Genomic DNA, 15603 nt, shown 5'->3' with positions numbered 1-15603 from the left:
CGAAACACCACCCGTGGAGGTGACCGTATGCTGACGGCACTCCAGGTCGACGCCTCGGCACTCGCCTCGGGCGTCAACAACGTCTGGGTGTTGACCGTCACCTTCCTGATCTTCTTCATGCACGCCGGCTTCGCCATGCTGGAGGCGGGGCAGGTGCGCTCGAAGAACGTGGCGAACCAGTTGACCAAGAACATGCTGACCTGGAGTATCGGCGTCATCGTCTACTTCCTGATCGGCGCGGGCGTTTCCGGCATGGTCGGCGGCGCGTCGGACCCGTTCGGTTACATCACCGGCGGCTCCGACGTGTGGATCGGCTGGCTCTTCGGCGCGGTGTTCGCCATGACCGCGGCGACCATCGTCAGCGGGGCCGTGGCTGGGCGCGCGAAACTCCGCGCGTACGTCACGTACACCGTCGTCCTCTCGGCGGTCATCTACCCCGTCGTGACGGGGCTGACGTGGGGCGGCGGCTACCTCTCGACCGTCCTCGGCGTCGGCTTCGGTGACTTCGCCGGGGGGATGATCGTCCACGGGATGGGCGGCATCGCCGGGCTCACGGCGGCGTGGGTCCTCGGCCCGCGGATGGATCGCTACAACGACGACGGCTCGTCGAACGTCATCCCGGGTCACTCGATGACCTTCGCCGTACTGGGGACGCTCATCCTCTGTTTCGGCTGGTACGGGTTCAACGTCGGCACGGCCGCCTCGGTGTTCGTCGTCGAGGAGGGCTCGGTCGCCCTCGGTGCCTTCGCCGACACCGTCGGCCGCGTGGCGCTGACGACGACGCTGGCGATGGGTGCGGGGGCTATCGGCGCTGCCGGCGTCTCGCTGCTGCAGACCCAGAAGGTCGACACCCTCTACGTCGCCAACGGGATGCTCGCCGGCCTGGTCGGTATCACCAGCATCACCAACCTCTCGACGTGGTGGGGTGCCCTCGTCGTCGGGCTGCTGGCCGGCGGTCAACTCCCCATCGTCTTCAAATTCGTCGAGCGGAACCTCAAGATCGACGACGTCTGTGCCGTCTACCCCGTCCACGGGAGTGCGGGCGCCATGGGGGCGGTGCTGCTTCCGTTCGTCTCGATCAACGGGTTCTCGACGCAGGTCCTGCTCGCACAGGTCGTCAGCGTCACCGTCATCGGCGCGTGGACCATCGTCTCGACCGCGCTCGTGTTCGGTGGCCTGAAGGCCATCGGGCAGGCTCGCGTCTCGCCCGACCACGAGCGTGAGGGACTCGACGTCGCCGAGCACGGCGTCGACACCTACCCCGAGTTCGGCGATCAACCCGAAGCGGTGCCCGACGGCGGCCCGGAGATCCGGACCGACGGCGGCGAGGACGACCGCGAGATCAAGATGGTCGTCGCGATGATCCGCCCGGAGAAACTGGGCGACGTGAAACAGGCCATCGCCGAGGTCGGCGCGCCATCGATCACCGTGACCAACGTCTCCGGCCGGGGCTCCCAGCCCGCCAAGAAGGGCCAGTGGCGCGGCGAGGAGTACACGGTCGACCTCCACCAGAAGGTGAAAATCGAGTGTGTCGTCGCCGACGTGCCTGCCCGCGACGTGGCCGAGGCCATCCGCGAGGGGGCCAACACGGGCGAACCCGGCGACGGCAAGATCTTCATCATGCCCATCGACGACGCGATCCAGGTCCGCACGGGCAAGGAGGGTCCCGACGCGGTCTGAGTCGGCAAGGCGGCGACCGGTTCGAGCACCAGCGGTGTGGCTCCTTTCGACGCGACCCAGTACATTCTTTCCGCAGTGGCACGCAGCCGTGAGTATGACCCACGACGAATCACGGGCGCTGTACGACCGCGCGCTGTCGGTGCTGGCCGGCGGCGTCAACTCGTCGGTCCGCGCGTCGATGCCGTACCCCTTCTTCGTCGAGGACGGCGACGGCGCGTACGTCATCGACGCCGACGGCAACCGGTATCTCGACTACGTGATGGGGTACGGGCCCCTGCTGTACGGCCACGACCTCCCCGACCCGGTGGAGGCGGCGATCCAGTCACACGCCAGTTCCGGACCGATGTACGGCGCGCCGACGGAGGTGGAGGTCGACCTCGCGGAATTCGTCGCCCGGCACGTCCCCTCGGTGGAGATGCTGCGCTTTGTCAACTCCGGCACCGAGGCGACGGTGTCGGCGGTCCGCCTGGCGCGGGCGTACACCGGTCGCGACAAGATCGTCGTCATGCAGGGTGGCTACCACGGCGCACAGGAGTCGACACTCGTCGATGGCGGGCCCGACGGGGCCACACCCTCCTCGCCCGGCATCCCCGACTCCTTCGCCGAGCACACCATCCCCGTCCCGTTCAACGACGCCGACACCGTCGCAGACGTGTTCGAGGAACACGGCGGCGACATCGCGGCGGTCCTCACGGAACCCGTCCTCGGGAACATGGGCGTCGTGATGCCGGTCGAGGGCTTCCACGAGACGCTGCGGGAACTCTGTGACGAGTACGGCTCGCTTTTGATCTTCGACGAGGTCATCACCGGCTTCCGGGTCGGGGGTCTGGGGTGTGCCCAGAGCGAGTTCGGCGTCACGCCCGACCTGACGACGCTCGGCAAGATCGTCGGAGGGGGGTTCCCGGTCGGGGCGGTCGGCGGGCCGGCCGAAATCGTCGAGCAGTTCACGCCCGGCGGCGACGTGTTCCAGTCGGGCACCTTCTCGGGCCACCCGGTGACGATGGCCGCCGGGCTCGAAACGTTGCGTTACGCCGCCGAGAACGACGTGTACGACCACGTCGACGCGCTCGGCGAGCGGTTGCGCGCGGGGATCACCGACGTGCTGGAAGAGCGAGCCCCGGAGTACACCGTCGTCGGCACGGGGAGCATCTTCAAGACGGTCTTCACCCGCGACGGTCGGGGGGGCGAGGGACGCTGTGAGGCGGGCTGTCGACAGCGCGAGGACTGTCCCAACTACGACGCCTGTCCGAAGACGGGTGCGGACGTGGCCGCCGCCGAGACGAACCGCTGGGAGCGGGTGTTCTGGCAGGAGATGAAAGATCGAGGGATCTTCCTCACCGCCAACCAGTTCGAGGCGCAGTTCGTGAGCTACGCCCACACGGAGGCGGACGTCCAGCGGACGATCGACGCGTATCAGGAGACGCTGTAGGGACGGCTCACACCGCGTCGCAGTCGCCGTCGCCGCCCTCGCGCTCGTGGTACGGGGGGACGAAGATCCCCGCCTCGACCATCTTCTCGATCTGTGTCTCGGTCACCTCCTCGGCGTACGTCTCGTGGTCCACCGGCTGGCGGTCGAGCCACAGGTTCTTCGGGTAGATCTCCCGGTCGTAGATGGGGCGGATCAACTCGGTACGGAGGTCCTTGATCCAGTTGGTCAGCGGCGAGGAGGTGCGGAACTCGCGGAGCCCCTCGACGTCTATCGTCGCCGCACAGTACGAGGAGCCGGCGCCGTAGGCGTGTTCGGCGAGGATCGACCCCTTGTGATCGACGACCATCGACCCGCCGCCGAAGGTGTCGACGGGCGTGTCGGCGTCCGGGCTGACGTAGTAGGTGCCCAGGTTCGGCGCGACGACGTAGCAGGTGTTGTCGAGGGCGCGCGCGCGGTTCTGGATCTCCCAGCTATCGTTCGCCACGAGCGGCTCCGGACACGCGATTCGGCAGACGATTTCCGCGCCGTTCATCGCGAGCCCGCGGACGTACTCCGGATACGCGCCTTCGATGGCCAGCGAGATGCCGATCCGTCCGATCTCGGTGTCGACGACGGGGAAGATGTCGTCGAGGTCGTCGCCGTGACGGTCCGTCCAGTCGTCCCAGACGTCGTGGGGCGACACCGACCGCTCGACGGGCAACAGGGGAGTCACCTTCCGGTGGGTGTGGATCACGTCGCCGTCGGGGTCGATCACGAACGCGGTGTTGTAGAACTTCTCGTCGTACTCCGGGGCCTTCTCCTTGGCGGAGGCGACGATGAACGTCTCGAACTCCTTGGCGTACTCCCCGAGGGTCTCCGTCTCGGGGCCGGGGATGTCTATCGCGATCTCCTCGCGGTAGGTCGCGTGGTCCATGTCGAACACCTCGTCGGTGAACCCCTGCAGCGCACCTTCCGGAAGCACAGCGAGTTTGACCGGGAGTTCCAACCCGCTGAGCCACGTGGCCGCCGAGAGCGCCTCGTGGATGTGCTCCAAGTTGGTCTCGATGTCGCTTCGCTCCTCGACCCCCCACACCGTCGGGGAGAGGCCGACCGCGTTGTACTTGGGTATCCTCGACATCGTGCCCGGCTACACCGGTCCGCGAGGAATAGGTTCCCCTCTCGGAAGGGACGGAACTGGTGCGCTTTTCACCCTCGGGAGCGACGGTCCGAGTATGAACACGCGCGGGAGCATACGACTAGCGACGCGCGGGTCCGACCTCGCCCTCCGGCAGACCGCGAGCGTCAGCGACCGGTTGGCGGGGCGACGCCGCACGGTCGAGACGGTCGAGGTGTCGACCCGCGGCGACGAGATCCGTGACGAACTCATCCACCGCCTCGGGAAGACCGGGGCGTTCGTCCGGGCACTCGACGAACGAGTCCTCGACGGCGACGTCGACGCCGCCGTCCACTCGATGAAGGACATGCCCACGGAGTCGCCGCCGGAGTTGGTGGTCGCCGGCGTGCCGGACCGCGAGCAGGCGGGCGACGTTCTGGTGACCCGCGACGGCGTGGCCCTGGAGGACCTCCCGGAGGGAGCCACCGTCGGCACGTCGTCGCTCCGTCGAGGCGCACAGTTACGGGCCGAACGATCCGACCTGACGGTCGAACCGCTCCGGGGCAACGTCGACACACGGCTGGAGAAACTGCTCGCGCCGAACCTCCAGCGCGAACACCAGCAGCGGCTGGACGCCGAAGACGAGGCGGAAGGGGAACACCCGGACGCGTTCGACCGGTCGGCACAGGAGTGGTTCGACGCGCTGAGCGAACTCGAACGGCGGGCACTGGAGCGGACGGTCGAGACGGAGTACGACGCCGTCGTCCTCGCGGAGGCGGGGCTGGCACGGAGCGGCCTGCTGGAGAGGGTCGGGACCGTCCGCCTCCCCAAAGAGCGGTTCGTCCCCTCGCCGGGACAGGGGGCCATCGCGGTGACGGCCCGGGCGGGGACCGAGGCAGTCGAGACGATCCGCAACGCGGTAGACGACCCCGTCACCCGGGTCGAGACGACCGTCGAGCGGACGATCCTCGCGGAACTCGGCGGTGGCTGTATCGCCCCCATCGGCGTCTACGCCGTCGTCCAGGGGGAGTACGTCCACGTCGTCGTGCAGGTGTTGTCGCTGGACGGGACCGAGACGGTCGAGCGGACGGCCAACCTGCCGGTCGAGGACCACGCCGACGCCGCCGCGTCGCTGGCAGCCGACCTCCGGGAGGCTGGGGCGGCCGAGTTGATCGACCGCGCACGCGAGGAGGCCGAGGAGTGAGCGAGCGCGAGCGTGAGCGTGAGGATCGGCCGCACGTGGCCGTCTTCCGCCCCGACGACGAGCGACTGGCGACCGCCCGCTCCCTCCTCGAAGAACTCGGGGCCGACCCTGTCGCCGACCCGATGCTCGCGGTCGAACCGACCGGCGACCGGCCCGTGGACGCCGATTACGTCGTGTTCACGAGCAAGACCGGCGCGGAACTCGTCGCCGACGACTGGGAGCCGGGGACGGCGACGGTCGTCGCCATCGGGCCGAAGACCGCCGACGCGCTCGAAGCGGCGGGCTACGCGGTGGATCTGGTGCCCGAGGAGTTCTCGTCGACCGGGCTGGTCGAGGCGCTCGCCGACCGTGCGGCTGGCGCGACCGTCGAAGTGGCCCGCAGCGACCACGGCAGTCCGGTCCTGCTCGACGGCCTCCGGGACGCTGGCGCGACCGTCGACGAGACGGTTCTCTACCGGCTGGTCCGCCCGGCCGGATCGGGCCACTCGACCGAGGCCGCCGCCGCGGGCGACCTCGACGCCGCCTGCTTCACCTCGTCGCTGACGGTCGAGCACTTCCTCGAGGCCGCGGCCAAGCGAGGAGTCCGGGACGCCGCCGTCCGAGGGCTGAACGCGGCGGTCGTCGGCGTCATCGGCGACCCGACCCGCGAGACGGCCGCGTCCCACGGGATCGACGTCGACGTAGTGGCCACGGAGGCGACGTTCGAGACGCTGGCCCGCGAGACGGTCGCGGCGCTCGACGCCGACCGATGATTTATCAGCGGTGACGACCCACTCCCGGCCGATGGGACCCGTCCCCGAACTCGACGCGCGGGCCGAGGCGTGTGCCGACCGCCTCCGCCGAGCCGACTCCGTGCTGCTTTCCTCGCACATCGACGCCGACGGGTTGACGAGCGCAGCCATCGCGGCGACGGCGCTCGAACGCGCCGGGATTCCGTTCGACGCGGTCTTCGAGAAACAACTCGACGAGGCGGCCATCCGGGAGGTCGCGGCGACCGACCACGAGACGGCCTTCTTCACCGACTTCGGGAGCGGGCAACTCGACATCATCGTCGAGTACGACGACGCGTTCACCCCGGTGATCGCCGACCACCACCAGCCGGCGGACGCGGAGACGGAGTACCACTGCAACCCCCTGCTGGAGGGGCTAAACGGCGCGAGCGAACTCTCCGGGGCGGGCGCGACCTACGCCGTCGCCCGCGCACTCGAACCCGACGGCGTCGACAACCGCGACCTCGCCGGGCTTGCGGTCGTCGGTGCCGTCGGCGACATGCAGGGCGGGAGCGACGGCCTCACCGGAGCCAACGAGGGGATCGTCACGGAGGGGATCGAGGCCGGCGTCCTCGCCGAAGGGACGGACCTGGCGATGTACGGCCGGCAGACCCGACCGTTGCCGAAACTGCTGCAGTACGCGAGCGACGTGCGGATCCCGGGGATCACCGGCGACGAGAGCGGCACGGTGTCGTTTCTGGCGGAGCTAGACGCCGACCTCCGCGAGGATGGCGAGAAACGCCGTTCCTCGAACAACCGGACGCAGTCCGGTGATGGCGAGTGGAAACGCTGGGTCGACCTCGCGGACGACGACCGGCGGACGGTCGCGAGCGCCCTCCTCAAGCGAGCGGTCGCGAGCGGCGTCCCCGCCGAGGGGGTGAACGACCTGATCGGGACGACCTACACCCTCACCCGGGAGGAGGTGGGGACGGAACTCAGGGACGTAAGCGAGTTCTCGACGCTGCTGAACGCGACGGCGCGCTACGACCGCGCCGACGTTGGGCTGGCGGTGTGTCTGGGCGACCGGGGCGACGCCCTCGACCGCGCGCGGACGCTCCTCCGGAACCACCGCAAGAACCTCTCGGAGGGGTTAGACCTCGTGAAATCGGAGGGCGTGACCGTCGAGGACAACCTCCAGTGGTTCGACGCCGGGACGAAGGTGCGGGAGACCATCGTCGGCATCGTCGCCGGGATGGCGCTCGGAACCGACGGCGTGCGGGCCGACAGACCCATCGTCGCGTTCGCGTCGGCGGGCGAGGAGCCACGCTCCTCGGAACACGACGAGGACGAGGCGGTGAAGGTGTCCTCGCGTGCCCCTCACACCCTCGTCCGGCAGGGACTGGACCTCTCGGCGGTGATGCGGGAGGCCGCACGGTCGGTCGGCGGCGACGGCGGGGGCCACGACGTCGCCGCGGGAGCGACCATCCCGGCGGGGACACGGACGGCGTTCGTCGAGGCCGCGGACGACGCCGTCGCCGACCAGTTGTAGGCGAACACGTACGGCTCAACGCTTACCTGAGCGTGCGGAGTAGTCTCCCCGATGAGCCCGACGGACCAGTCGGAACGGAACGTCGTCGGTTCGGTCGAGGAACTGATCGGCGAGACGCCGTTGCTTCGACTCGACGGCGTCGCCGAGAACCTCCTCGGGAAGGTGGAGGCGGCGAACCCCTACTCGGTCAAGGACCGGATCGCGCGGGCGATGACCGACGCCGCGGAGGCGGCCGGCGAACTCCCGCCCGGCGGGACGGTCGTCGAGGCCACGAGCGGGAACACGGGGATCGGACTGGCGATGGTGTCGGCCGCTCGGGGGTACGACTGCGTCCTGGCGATGCCGGAGTCGATGTCCGAGGAGCGTCGGACGATGCTCGCCGGACTCGGAGCCGACCTCGAACTGACGCCGGCCGAGGAGGGGATGGGCGGCGCGAACCGTCGGGCCGCGGACCTAGCGGCGGCCGACGACGCCGTCGTCGCGGGCGTCGGCACCGGCGGGACGATCACCGGTGTCGCCGAGCACTTCGGAGAGCGGGAGGGGGCGGTGACGACCGTCGCCGTCGAACCCGAGTCCTCGCCGACGCTCTCGGCGACGTCCTCGGACGGTCACGACGTTCAGGGGATCGGCCCGGGGTTCGTCCCCGACGTGTTGCGGACGGAGTTGGTCGACGAGGTGCGGTCGGTGACGGCCGACGACGCGCGGACGGCGGCCCGCCGCCTCGGTCGCGAGGCGGGGTTGCTGATCGGCATCTCCTCGGGGGCGGCGCTGTCGGCCGCGGCGGGCTACGCGAGGAGACATCCCGTGGAGACGACGGTGGTGGTCCTCCCGGACGCCGGCGAGCGGTACCTCTCGACGGACCTGTTCGACGCCTAACCGGGACCGTCCCACTTTTGCCCGCGCCACGGGTACGGGCGGCCATGGCCGACTTCGACCCCGAGAAGTTCGAGGACAAGTACGCCAACTACTTCACCGAACTCCAGCGGGCCTACAAGAACGCCTTCGAGACGATGAACGAGCGGTTCGACTCGGAGCTCGTCCACGCCATCGACCAGCAGGTGCTCAACGAGTCGGAACCGTTCTACGAGGACGGCGCGTTCCGGGTCGAACTCCCCGACGACCCGGTGGATCGGGTGACGGCCATCGTCGTCGAGGACGAGAAGGTCGAGGCGACGCTGGAGCGGTACGTCGAGGAGATCGAGGCCGAACTGCGGGGCGTGTTCGGCCTCGACGAGGGGGACGAACCAAAGGCCTAAGCCCGTCGGAATCCAACCGTCGCGTATGAGTACCGACGCTCAGGACGCCGACGACGACCCCGAGGACGAACTCCGCGAGCGCGTGACGAACTTCCTGCGCCGCAACTTCCCGCAGATCCAGATGCACGGCGGGAGCGCGGCGATCCAGCACATCGACATGGAGAGCGGCGAGGTGAGCATACAGCTCGGCGGCGCGTGTTCGGGGTGTGGCATCTCCCCGATGACGATCCAGGCGATCAAGAGCCGGATGGTCAAAGAGATCCCCGAGATCACGAAGGTCCACGCCGACACCGGCATGGAGGGGATGGGCGGCGAGGGGGGCGACGGCGGCATGGAGCCCTCGTTCCCCGGCGAGACGAGCGACGACGGGGCCGACGGCCGCGACGAGGGCCCGCAAGCCCCGTTCTGATCGGCGCGTCGTCCGAGAGTCGTCCGCAGTTCGGCTCGGTCTTCGTTTTTCAGCCGACGAGCGGCCGCACCGAGTAAGGTTTAATCCGACCCCGGTCGTGTCGCGTCTATGGACGCTCGTGAACTCGCCGTGAGTGCGGAGTATCTCGTCGCCGTCGAGGACGGCGACGACTGGCGCGAGGCGGTCGAGGAGGCCGCCGCCGCGGAGGGAGTCGCGTCGGCGTGGTTCACCGGAACGGGGACCGTTCGGGACGCCGACGTCTGGTACTACGATCCCTCGACAGAGGAGCACCGATCGGTCCGGTTCGACGAACCGCTGACGGTCGCCGCCTGCGTCGGCGACGTCTCCCGGCCGGACGGCGACCCGTTCGCGCGGACACACGCCGTCCTCTCGCGACCGAGCGGGCAGGCGGTCGGCGGGTATCTCAACGCGGCGACGGTCGTCGAGGGGCGAGTCTACCTCCGTGCCTTCGAGGACGAGACGCCGTTCGCGGGGACGACCGAGACGTTCTCACCCGGATCGTGACGTCCGACGACGAGCGGTACTTCGAGGGGATCGAACGCCGTCTCGACGAGGCGTTCGAGCGGGCCGAACGCGCAAAATCGCGGGGCGACGACCCCGAACCGGAGGTGGAGATTCCGGTCGCACGCGACATGGCCGACCGGGTCGAGAACATCCTCGGCATCGACGGCGTCGCCGAACGGGTCCGCGACCTCGAAGGGGAGATGTCCCGCGAGGAGGCGGCGCTCGAACTGGTCACGGACTTCGTCGAGGGGACGGTCGGCGACTACGACACGAAGGCGGGCAAGGTCGAGGGAGCAGTCCGGACGGCGGTCGCGCTCCTGACCGAGGGGGTCGTCGCCGCGCCGATCGAGGGAATCGACCGGGTCGAGCTGCTGGAGAACGACGACGGCAGCGAGTTCGTCAACGTATACTACGCCGGACCGATCCGCTCGGCGGGGGGAACCGCACAGGCGCTGTCGGTCCTCGTCGCCGACTACGCCCGGTCGCTGCTGGACATCGAGGCGTTCGAACCCCGCGACGACGAGATAGAGCGCTACGCCGAGGAGGTGAGCCTCTACGACGACGAGACGGGGCTCCAGTACACACCGAAGGACAAGGAGACGAAGTTCATCGCCGAACACGCGCCGATCATGCTGGACGGCGAGGCGACGGGCGACGAGGAGGTGTCCGGCTTTCGTGATCTGGAACGGATCGACACCAACGCCGCCCGCGGGGGGATGTGTCTCGTCCTCGCGGAGGGCATCGCGCTGAAAGCGCCGAAGATCCAGCGCTACACGCGCAACTTGGAGGAGGTGGAGTGGCCGTGGCTCCAGGACCTCATCGACGGGACGATCGGGACGGACGAGAGCGGAGACGACCCCGGCGAAGAGGACACGGAGACCGAAACTAACGCGGAAGGGACCGAGGGCGACGACGATACCGGGCGGGTGGGGCCGCCACGGGTCGATCCCTCCGGGAAGTACCTTCGCGATCTGATCGCCGGTCGGCCGGTGTTCGGCCACCCCTCCGAGTCGGGGGGCTTTCGCCTCCGGTACGGTCGCGCCCGGAACCACGGGTTCGCGACTGCGGGGGTCCACCCGGCGACGATGCACCTGGTCGACGACTTCCTCGCGGCCGGGACACAGATCAAGACCGAACGCCCGGGGAAGGCCGCAGGCGTCGTCCCCGTCGACACCATCGAGGGGCCGACCGTCCGCCTCGCGAACGGCGAGGTGCGGCGGATCGACGATCCCGACGAGGCACGGGCGGTCCGAAACGGCGTCGAGGAGATCATCGACCTCGGCGAGTACCTCGTCAACTACGGGGAGTTCGTCGAGAACAACCACCCGCTCGCGCCCGCCTCCTACACCGTCGAGTGGTGGATACAGGAGTTCGAGGCGAGCGGCGCGGACGTACAGGCGCTCCGGGACGACCCTCGGGTCGACCTCGCGGAGCCGACACCGTCGGAGGCGCTCGGGTGGGCGACGGAGTTCGACTGCCCGCTGCACCCGGCGTACACCTACCTCTGGCACGACGTGAGCGTCGACGAATTCGAGGCGCTGGCGGGGGCGGTCGCCTCTGGCGAGGTGGTCGCCGGCGGGGGCGACGGCGAGGAGCCACACCGTCCGAACGACCGTGCGGTCGGGGACGGCGGGGTACAGTCCGTCCCACCGGGGAACGACGATCCGGCGGCCGACAGCCTCGTCATCGACGACTCGGTCGGACGGATCCTCGAACGTCTGTTGGTCGAACACGTCGCCGGTGGCGGCCGGATCCGGATCCCGGAGTGGCGGCCACTCGCCCGGTCGCTCGGCGTGACGACGGCTCTCGACCGCGAGTGGTCGGCCGACGACTTGCCGGCGGTCGCCCGCGAGTACGACGGCGGCGAGAACGCGATCCGTGCGGTCGAGGCGGTCGCTCCCTTCACGGTCAGGGAGCGCGCACCGACCCGCATCGGCAACCGAATGGGTCGTCCGGAGAAGTCGGAGAGTCGCGACCTCTCGCCGGCCGTCCACACGCTCTTTCCGATCGGCGAGGCCGGCGGGAGTCAGCGCGACGTCGGGACGGCGGCGACCGCCCGAACCGACGAGGGTCGGGGCGTCGTTTCCGTCGAGGTGGGTCGGCGGGTGTGCGACGACTGCGGAGGAGAGACCTACCGGACGCGCTGTCCGGACTGTGGCACGCATACGGAACCGGTCTACGAGTGTGGCTCCTGTGGGCGGATCGTCGACCCCGACGAGTCGGGGCGGGTCCACTGCGACCGCTGTGACCGGGACGTGACGAGCGCACAGCGCCGGGCCCTCGACGTCGGGGAGCGATACCGCGAGGCCCTCGAGGCCGTCGGCGAGCGCGAGGCGGCGTTCGAGATACTGAAGGGTGTGAAGGGACTCACCTCCGCGAACAAGACGCCCGAACCGATGGAGAAGGGGGTCCTGCGCGCCAAACACGGCGTGAGCGCGTTCAAGGACGGCACCGTCCGCTACGACATGACGGACCTACCGGTGACTGCGGTCCGGCCCGAGGAACTCGACGTGACCGCCGAGGACCTCCGGGAACTCGGCTACGAGACGGATATCGACGGCGACCCGCTCCGGTTCGACGACCAACTGGTCGAACTGAAGGTGCAGGACGTCGTCCTCTCGGACGGCGCGGCCGACCACCTGCTCCGGACCGCGGACTTCGTCGACGACCTGCTGACCGAGTTCTACGACCTCCCGGCGTTCTACGAGGTCGAGGAGCGGTCGGAACTGGTGGGCGAACTCGTCTTCGGGATGGCGCCCCACACTTCGGCCGCGGTGGTGGGACGCGTGGTGGGATTCACGTCGGCGTCGGTGGGGTACGCGCACCCGTACTTTCACGCGGCGAAACGGCGGAACTGCTTCCATCCGGAGACGAAGGTGTGGTATCGGGACGAGGATGGTGCGTGGAACCACGAGCGGATCGGGCGGTTGGTCGAGGATAGGCTCGACCCGGAAACCGTGGAGACGGACGACTTCGGAACGCTCGTGCAGGAACTCGACAGCGACGTTCACGTACCAAGTATCGACGCCGACGGTGGGCAGGTGCTGAAGCCGGTCGAGGCGGTGTCGAAACATCACGCGCCGGATCACCTCGTCGAAATCGAGACCCGGAGTGGTCGAGAAATCACAGTTACGCCGGATCACGAGGTGCTGCGGTGGAGCGGCGGTATCGAGCGTATCGAAGCGTGCAAACTGGAAGCCGGTGACGAACTGCCGCCACCACTCGACGCACCACCGACCGAAGTCGAGGAAACTGCGGCGGCCGCGGCCGATGGTGGGAGAGCCAATACCGACGCAGTAACGCGGGTTCGGACCGTTCGGTCGGCGGTCGACCACACCTACTGTCTCACCGTCGCGGATACGCACACGCTCTATGCGAACGACCTGCCCGTAGCGCAGTGCGACGGTGACGAAGACTGCGTCATGCTCCTCATGGACGGCCTCCTCAACTTCAGTCGGGAGTACCTGCCGGACCAGCGAGGGGGGAGCGTCGCCGCCGATTCGCGGCTCGTCGCCGTCTCGCCCGAGGGCGACGTCCGGTTCATGACCGTCGAATCGTTCTGGGAGGAACTGGGCGGCGAGGTGGTCCGAGACGGGAAGTTCCGGAAGAAGCCGTGTCTCTCGGAGGGCTGGCAGACGTACGTCTTCGACGACGACCACCGAGCGTCGCTCGCACCCATCGAGAAGGCGATCCGGTATCCCGCCGACGGCGACGAGATGCTCCTCCGCGTCGAGACGCAGTTCGGTCGCTCGCTCGACATCACCGCTGATCACAGCCTGTTCCGGTACGACGACGGGATCGAAGAGGTTGCCGGCGAGGATCTGGAGGAGGGTGACCTCGTACTGGCACCGCGACAGCTCGACGTCGATCCGGTCGAAACGACGGTCGACGTCGCCGAGGTCGTCGACGATCCGTACGTCTTCATCGACGACCACGTCGAGGACCTACTCCGGACCGTCTGGGAGTCGACCGATCACGGGAGCGATGCGCACGACGAGTTCATGCGGGGGCTGTCGTACCGTCTCGCCAAGCGCAAGATCGGGTACGAACGGTTCGAACGTATCCTGAACGCGGGTGGATTCGAGGGCGCTCCGGGGGACGTCACGATGGGGCGGTCCGGCTCCGAGACGGGTATCGACCGCGAGATCGACGTCGACGAGGAGTTCGCCTGGCTCCTCGGCCTGTTCGTCGCGGAGGGGACGCTGTCGAGCACCTATCCGGCGATCCACAACAGCGACGAAAGGATCGTCGAGCGTGCGCGCTCACGTGCGGAGTCGGCACTCGGTCACGACCCCTCCATCAGGTGGTCGAACCGAACGTACGAACTCCGATTCCCGACGGTCTTCGAGGACGTACTCCACGACCTCGGGTTCGTCGACGCCGAGTCGTACGACTCCAGCGAGAAGGTGATCCCCGAGTCCATCCTCCGGGCACCGCGTGAAACCGTCCTCGCGTTCCTGCGGGGATTCATCGCGGGCGACGGGAGCGACTCGACCGACGACAACGTCACCACGGTCGGGTTCCACACGACCAGCGAGGACGTCAAGGACGGCATCGTGTTCCTGCTCCTCCGACTCGGGCTGGTAGCCAACGTCTCGGTCAAGACGGAGCGCGACGGAAACAGGCAAGACCTCTACACCGTGACGGTGTCCGGTGGAGCGGGCGACAACCCGCTGCACAGAGTTCTGGACGGTGACGAGCCCTATCACTCGAAGAGCCTCGTCGTGTCGGTTCCGGACGCCCTGATGGCGCTCCACGGGATGGAGATCGAGGGAATCAAGCGGACGATTCCGAAGTACCTCAAGCGCCGCGAGAACGTGTCCTTGGAGAAGCTTCGAGAGATCGTCACGGACCTGGACGGCCGAGACCTGCCGGAGACCGCACAGACTCGACTCGACGAACTCCGCCCGCTCGTCGACGGCGACCTCTCGTACCTCCGGGTACAACGCGTCGAGGAGGTCGACTACGAGGGCCACCTCTACGACCTGCAGGTCGGCGGCGAGCCGATCTTCACCGCGAACTGGCTGTACGCACACAACTCGATGGACGCCCCCCTCGTCATGTCCTCGCGGATCGACCCCACCGAGATCGACGACGAGGCCCACAACATGGACGTGGTGCGGGAGTACCCCCGGGAGTTCTACGAGGCGACCCGCGAGATGGCCGACCCCGAAGACGTCGACGTCGAGATCGCGGAGGCGTCGCTGGGGACCGACTCGGAGTACCACGGCTTCGACCACACCCACGACACGACCGACATCGCGCTGGGGCCGGACCTCTCGGCGTACAAGACGCTGGGGTCGATGATGGAGAAGATGGACGCCCAGTTGGAGTTGGCGCGGAAACTGCGGGCCGTCGACGAGACGGACGTGGCCGAACGGGTCATCGAGTACCACTTCCTCCCCGACCTGATCGGCAATCTCAGGGCCTTCTCCCGCCAGAAGACGCGGTGTCTGGACTGTGGCAAAACGTACCGCCGCGCCCCGCTCTCGGGCGACTGCCGGGAGTGTGGCGGGCGGGTGAACCTCACGGTCCACGAGGGGTCGGTGAACAAGTACATGGACACCGCCATCGAGGTGGCCGAGGAGTTCGGCTGTCGCCCCTACACCAAGCAACGGCTGGAGGTGTTGGAGAAGAGTCTGGAGAGCGTCTTCCAGAACGACCGGAACAAGCCGTCGCGACTGGACGACTTCATGTAGCGGGTGGGCGATCGGCCATCCACCGGGCCGTCCCGACCCCGATCGGGAG

At 68.6% G+C, this 15603-nt stretch carries 11 protein-coding genes; 10 read left to right on the top strand and 1 reads right to left on the bottom strand.

What is annotated here, in order from left to right:
- The first annotated feature begins 27 nt into the window (after positions 1–27).
- Together NBT81_RS01865 and hemL are read left to right on the top strand one after the other, a co-directional pair.
- Positions 28–1680 (top strand): ammonium transporter, encoded by a 1653-nt coding sequence (locus NBT81_RS01865; protein ID WP_338740646.1) that lies wholly within the window; start codon positions 28–30, stop codon positions 1678–1680.
- A gap of 94 nt (positions 1681–1774) precedes the next feature.
- A complete protein-coding gene (hemL, locus tag NBT81_RS01860; RefSeq protein WP_338740645.1) occupies positions 1775–3109 on the top strand; it encodes a glutamate-1-semialdehyde 2,1-aminomutase in 1335 nt (444 codons plus the stop codon).
- A 7-nt stretch (positions 3110–3116) separates the two neighbouring features.
- Here hemL and NBT81_RS01855 read toward each other — a convergent pair whose 3' ends face one another.
- Positions 3117–4226, bottom strand: a complete 1110-nt coding sequence (locus tag NBT81_RS01855) for a nitrilase-related carbon-nitrogen hydrolase (RefSeq protein WP_338740644.1) — start codon at positions 4224–4226, stop codon at positions 3117–3119.
- A 94-nt stretch (positions 4227–4320) separates the two neighbouring features.
- On the opposite strand from NBT81_RS01855, the gene hemC reads away from it, so the two are divergent.
- The 8 genes from hemC to NBT81_RS01815 all read left to right on the top strand — a co-directional run bounded on the left by hemC (position 4321) and on the right by NBT81_RS01815 (position 15554).
- Positions 4321–5406, top strand: a complete 1086-nt coding sequence (gene hemC, locus NBT81_RS01850; RefSeq protein WP_338740643.1) for a hydroxymethylbilane synthase — start codon at positions 4321–4323, stop codon at positions 5404–5406.
- On the top strand, positions 5403–6158 hold the full coding sequence (locus tag NBT81_RS01845; protein WP_338740642.1) for a uroporphyrinogen-III synthase: 756 nt from the start codon (positions 5403–5405) through the stop codon (positions 6156–6158). Before hemC ends, NBT81_RS01845 begins: the two co-directional genes overlap by 4 nt.
- Before the next feature lie 31 nt (positions 6159–6189).
- Positions 6190–7665, top strand: a complete 1476-nt coding sequence (locus tag NBT81_RS01840) for a DHH family phosphoesterase (RefSeq protein WP_338740641.1) — start codon at positions 6190–6192, stop codon at positions 7663–7665.
- 51 nt (positions 7666–7716) lie between these two features.
- Entirely contained in the window at positions 7717–8541 is an 825-nt protein-coding gene (locus NBT81_RS01835) for a pyridoxal-phosphate dependent enzyme (RefSeq protein WP_338740640.1), read from the top strand.
- A gap of 44 nt (positions 8542–8585) precedes the next feature.
- On the top strand, positions 8586–8921 hold the full coding sequence (locus NBT81_RS01830) for a DUF5783 family protein (protein ID WP_338740639.1): 336 nt from the start codon (positions 8586–8588) through the stop codon (positions 8919–8921).
- Positions 8922–8946: 25 nt separating this feature from the next.
- Entirely contained in the window at positions 8947–9330 is a 384-nt protein-coding gene (locus tag NBT81_RS01825) for a NifU family protein (protein ID WP_338740636.1), read from the top strand.
- 108 nt (positions 9331–9438) lie between these two features.
- Positions 9439–9855: a PPC domain-containing DNA-binding protein gene (locus NBT81_RS01820; protein ID WP_338740634.1), complete on the top strand. Its 417-nt coding sequence runs from the start codon at positions 9439–9441 to the stop codon at positions 9853–9855.
- Positions 9852–15554: an LAGLIDADG family homing endonuclease gene (locus NBT81_RS01815; protein ID WP_338740633.1), complete on the top strand. Its 5703-nt coding sequence runs from the start codon at positions 9852–9854 to the stop codon at positions 15552–15554. The genes NBT81_RS01820 and NBT81_RS01815 overlap by 4 nt, the downstream gene beginning before the upstream one ends.
- Positions 15555–15603: the final 49 nt, after the last annotated feature.

The sequence above is a fragment of the Haloplanus sp. CK5-1 genome (assembly GCF_037201915.1).
In the GTDB taxonomy this organism is placed as follows: domain Archaea; phylum Halobacteriota; class Halobacteria; order Halobacteriales; family Haloferacaceae; genus Haloplanus; species Haloplanus salilacus.
This window is presented reverse-complemented; position numbering and strand designations above follow the sequence as displayed.

What these genes read in the sequence shown, in the direction of transcription:
- NBT81_RS01830 (WP_338740639.1), top strand. Translation starts at nt 8,586, where the DNA reads ATGGCCGACTTCGACCCCGAGAAGTTCGAGGACAAGTACGCCAACTAC.
- NBT81_RS01820 (WP_338740634.1), top strand. Translation starts at nt 9,439, where the DNA reads ATGGACGCTCGTGAACTCGCCGTGAGTGCGGAGTATCTCGTCGCCGTC.
- NBT81_RS01855 (WP_338740644.1), bottom strand. Translation starts at nt 4,226, where the DNA reads ATGTCGAGGATACCCAAGTACAACGCGGTCGGCCTCTCCCCGACGGTG.
- NBT81_RS01825 (WP_338740636.1), top strand. Translation starts at nt 8,947, where the DNA reads ATGAGTACCGACGCTCAGGACGCCGACGACGACCCCGAGGACGAACTC.
- hemC (WP_338740643.1), top strand. Translation starts at nt 4,321, where the DNA reads ATGAACACGCGCGGGAGCATACGACTAGCGACGCGCGGGTCCGACCTC.
- NBT81_RS01865 (WP_338740646.1), top strand. Translation starts at nt 28, where the DNA reads ATGCTGACGGCACTCCAGGTCGACGCCTCGGCACTCGCCTCGGGCGTC.
- hemL (WP_338740645.1), top strand. Translation starts at nt 1,775, where the DNA reads ATGACCCACGACGAATCACGGGCGCTGTACGACCGCGCGCTGTCGGTG.
- NBT81_RS01835 (WP_338740640.1), top strand. Translation starts at nt 7,717, where the DNA reads ATGAGCCCGACGGACCAGTCGGAACGGAACGTCGTCGGTTCGGTCGAG.
- NBT81_RS01840 (WP_338740641.1), top strand. Translation starts at nt 6,190, where the DNA reads ATGGGACCCGTCCCCGAACTCGACGCGCGGGCCGAGGCGTGTGCCGAC.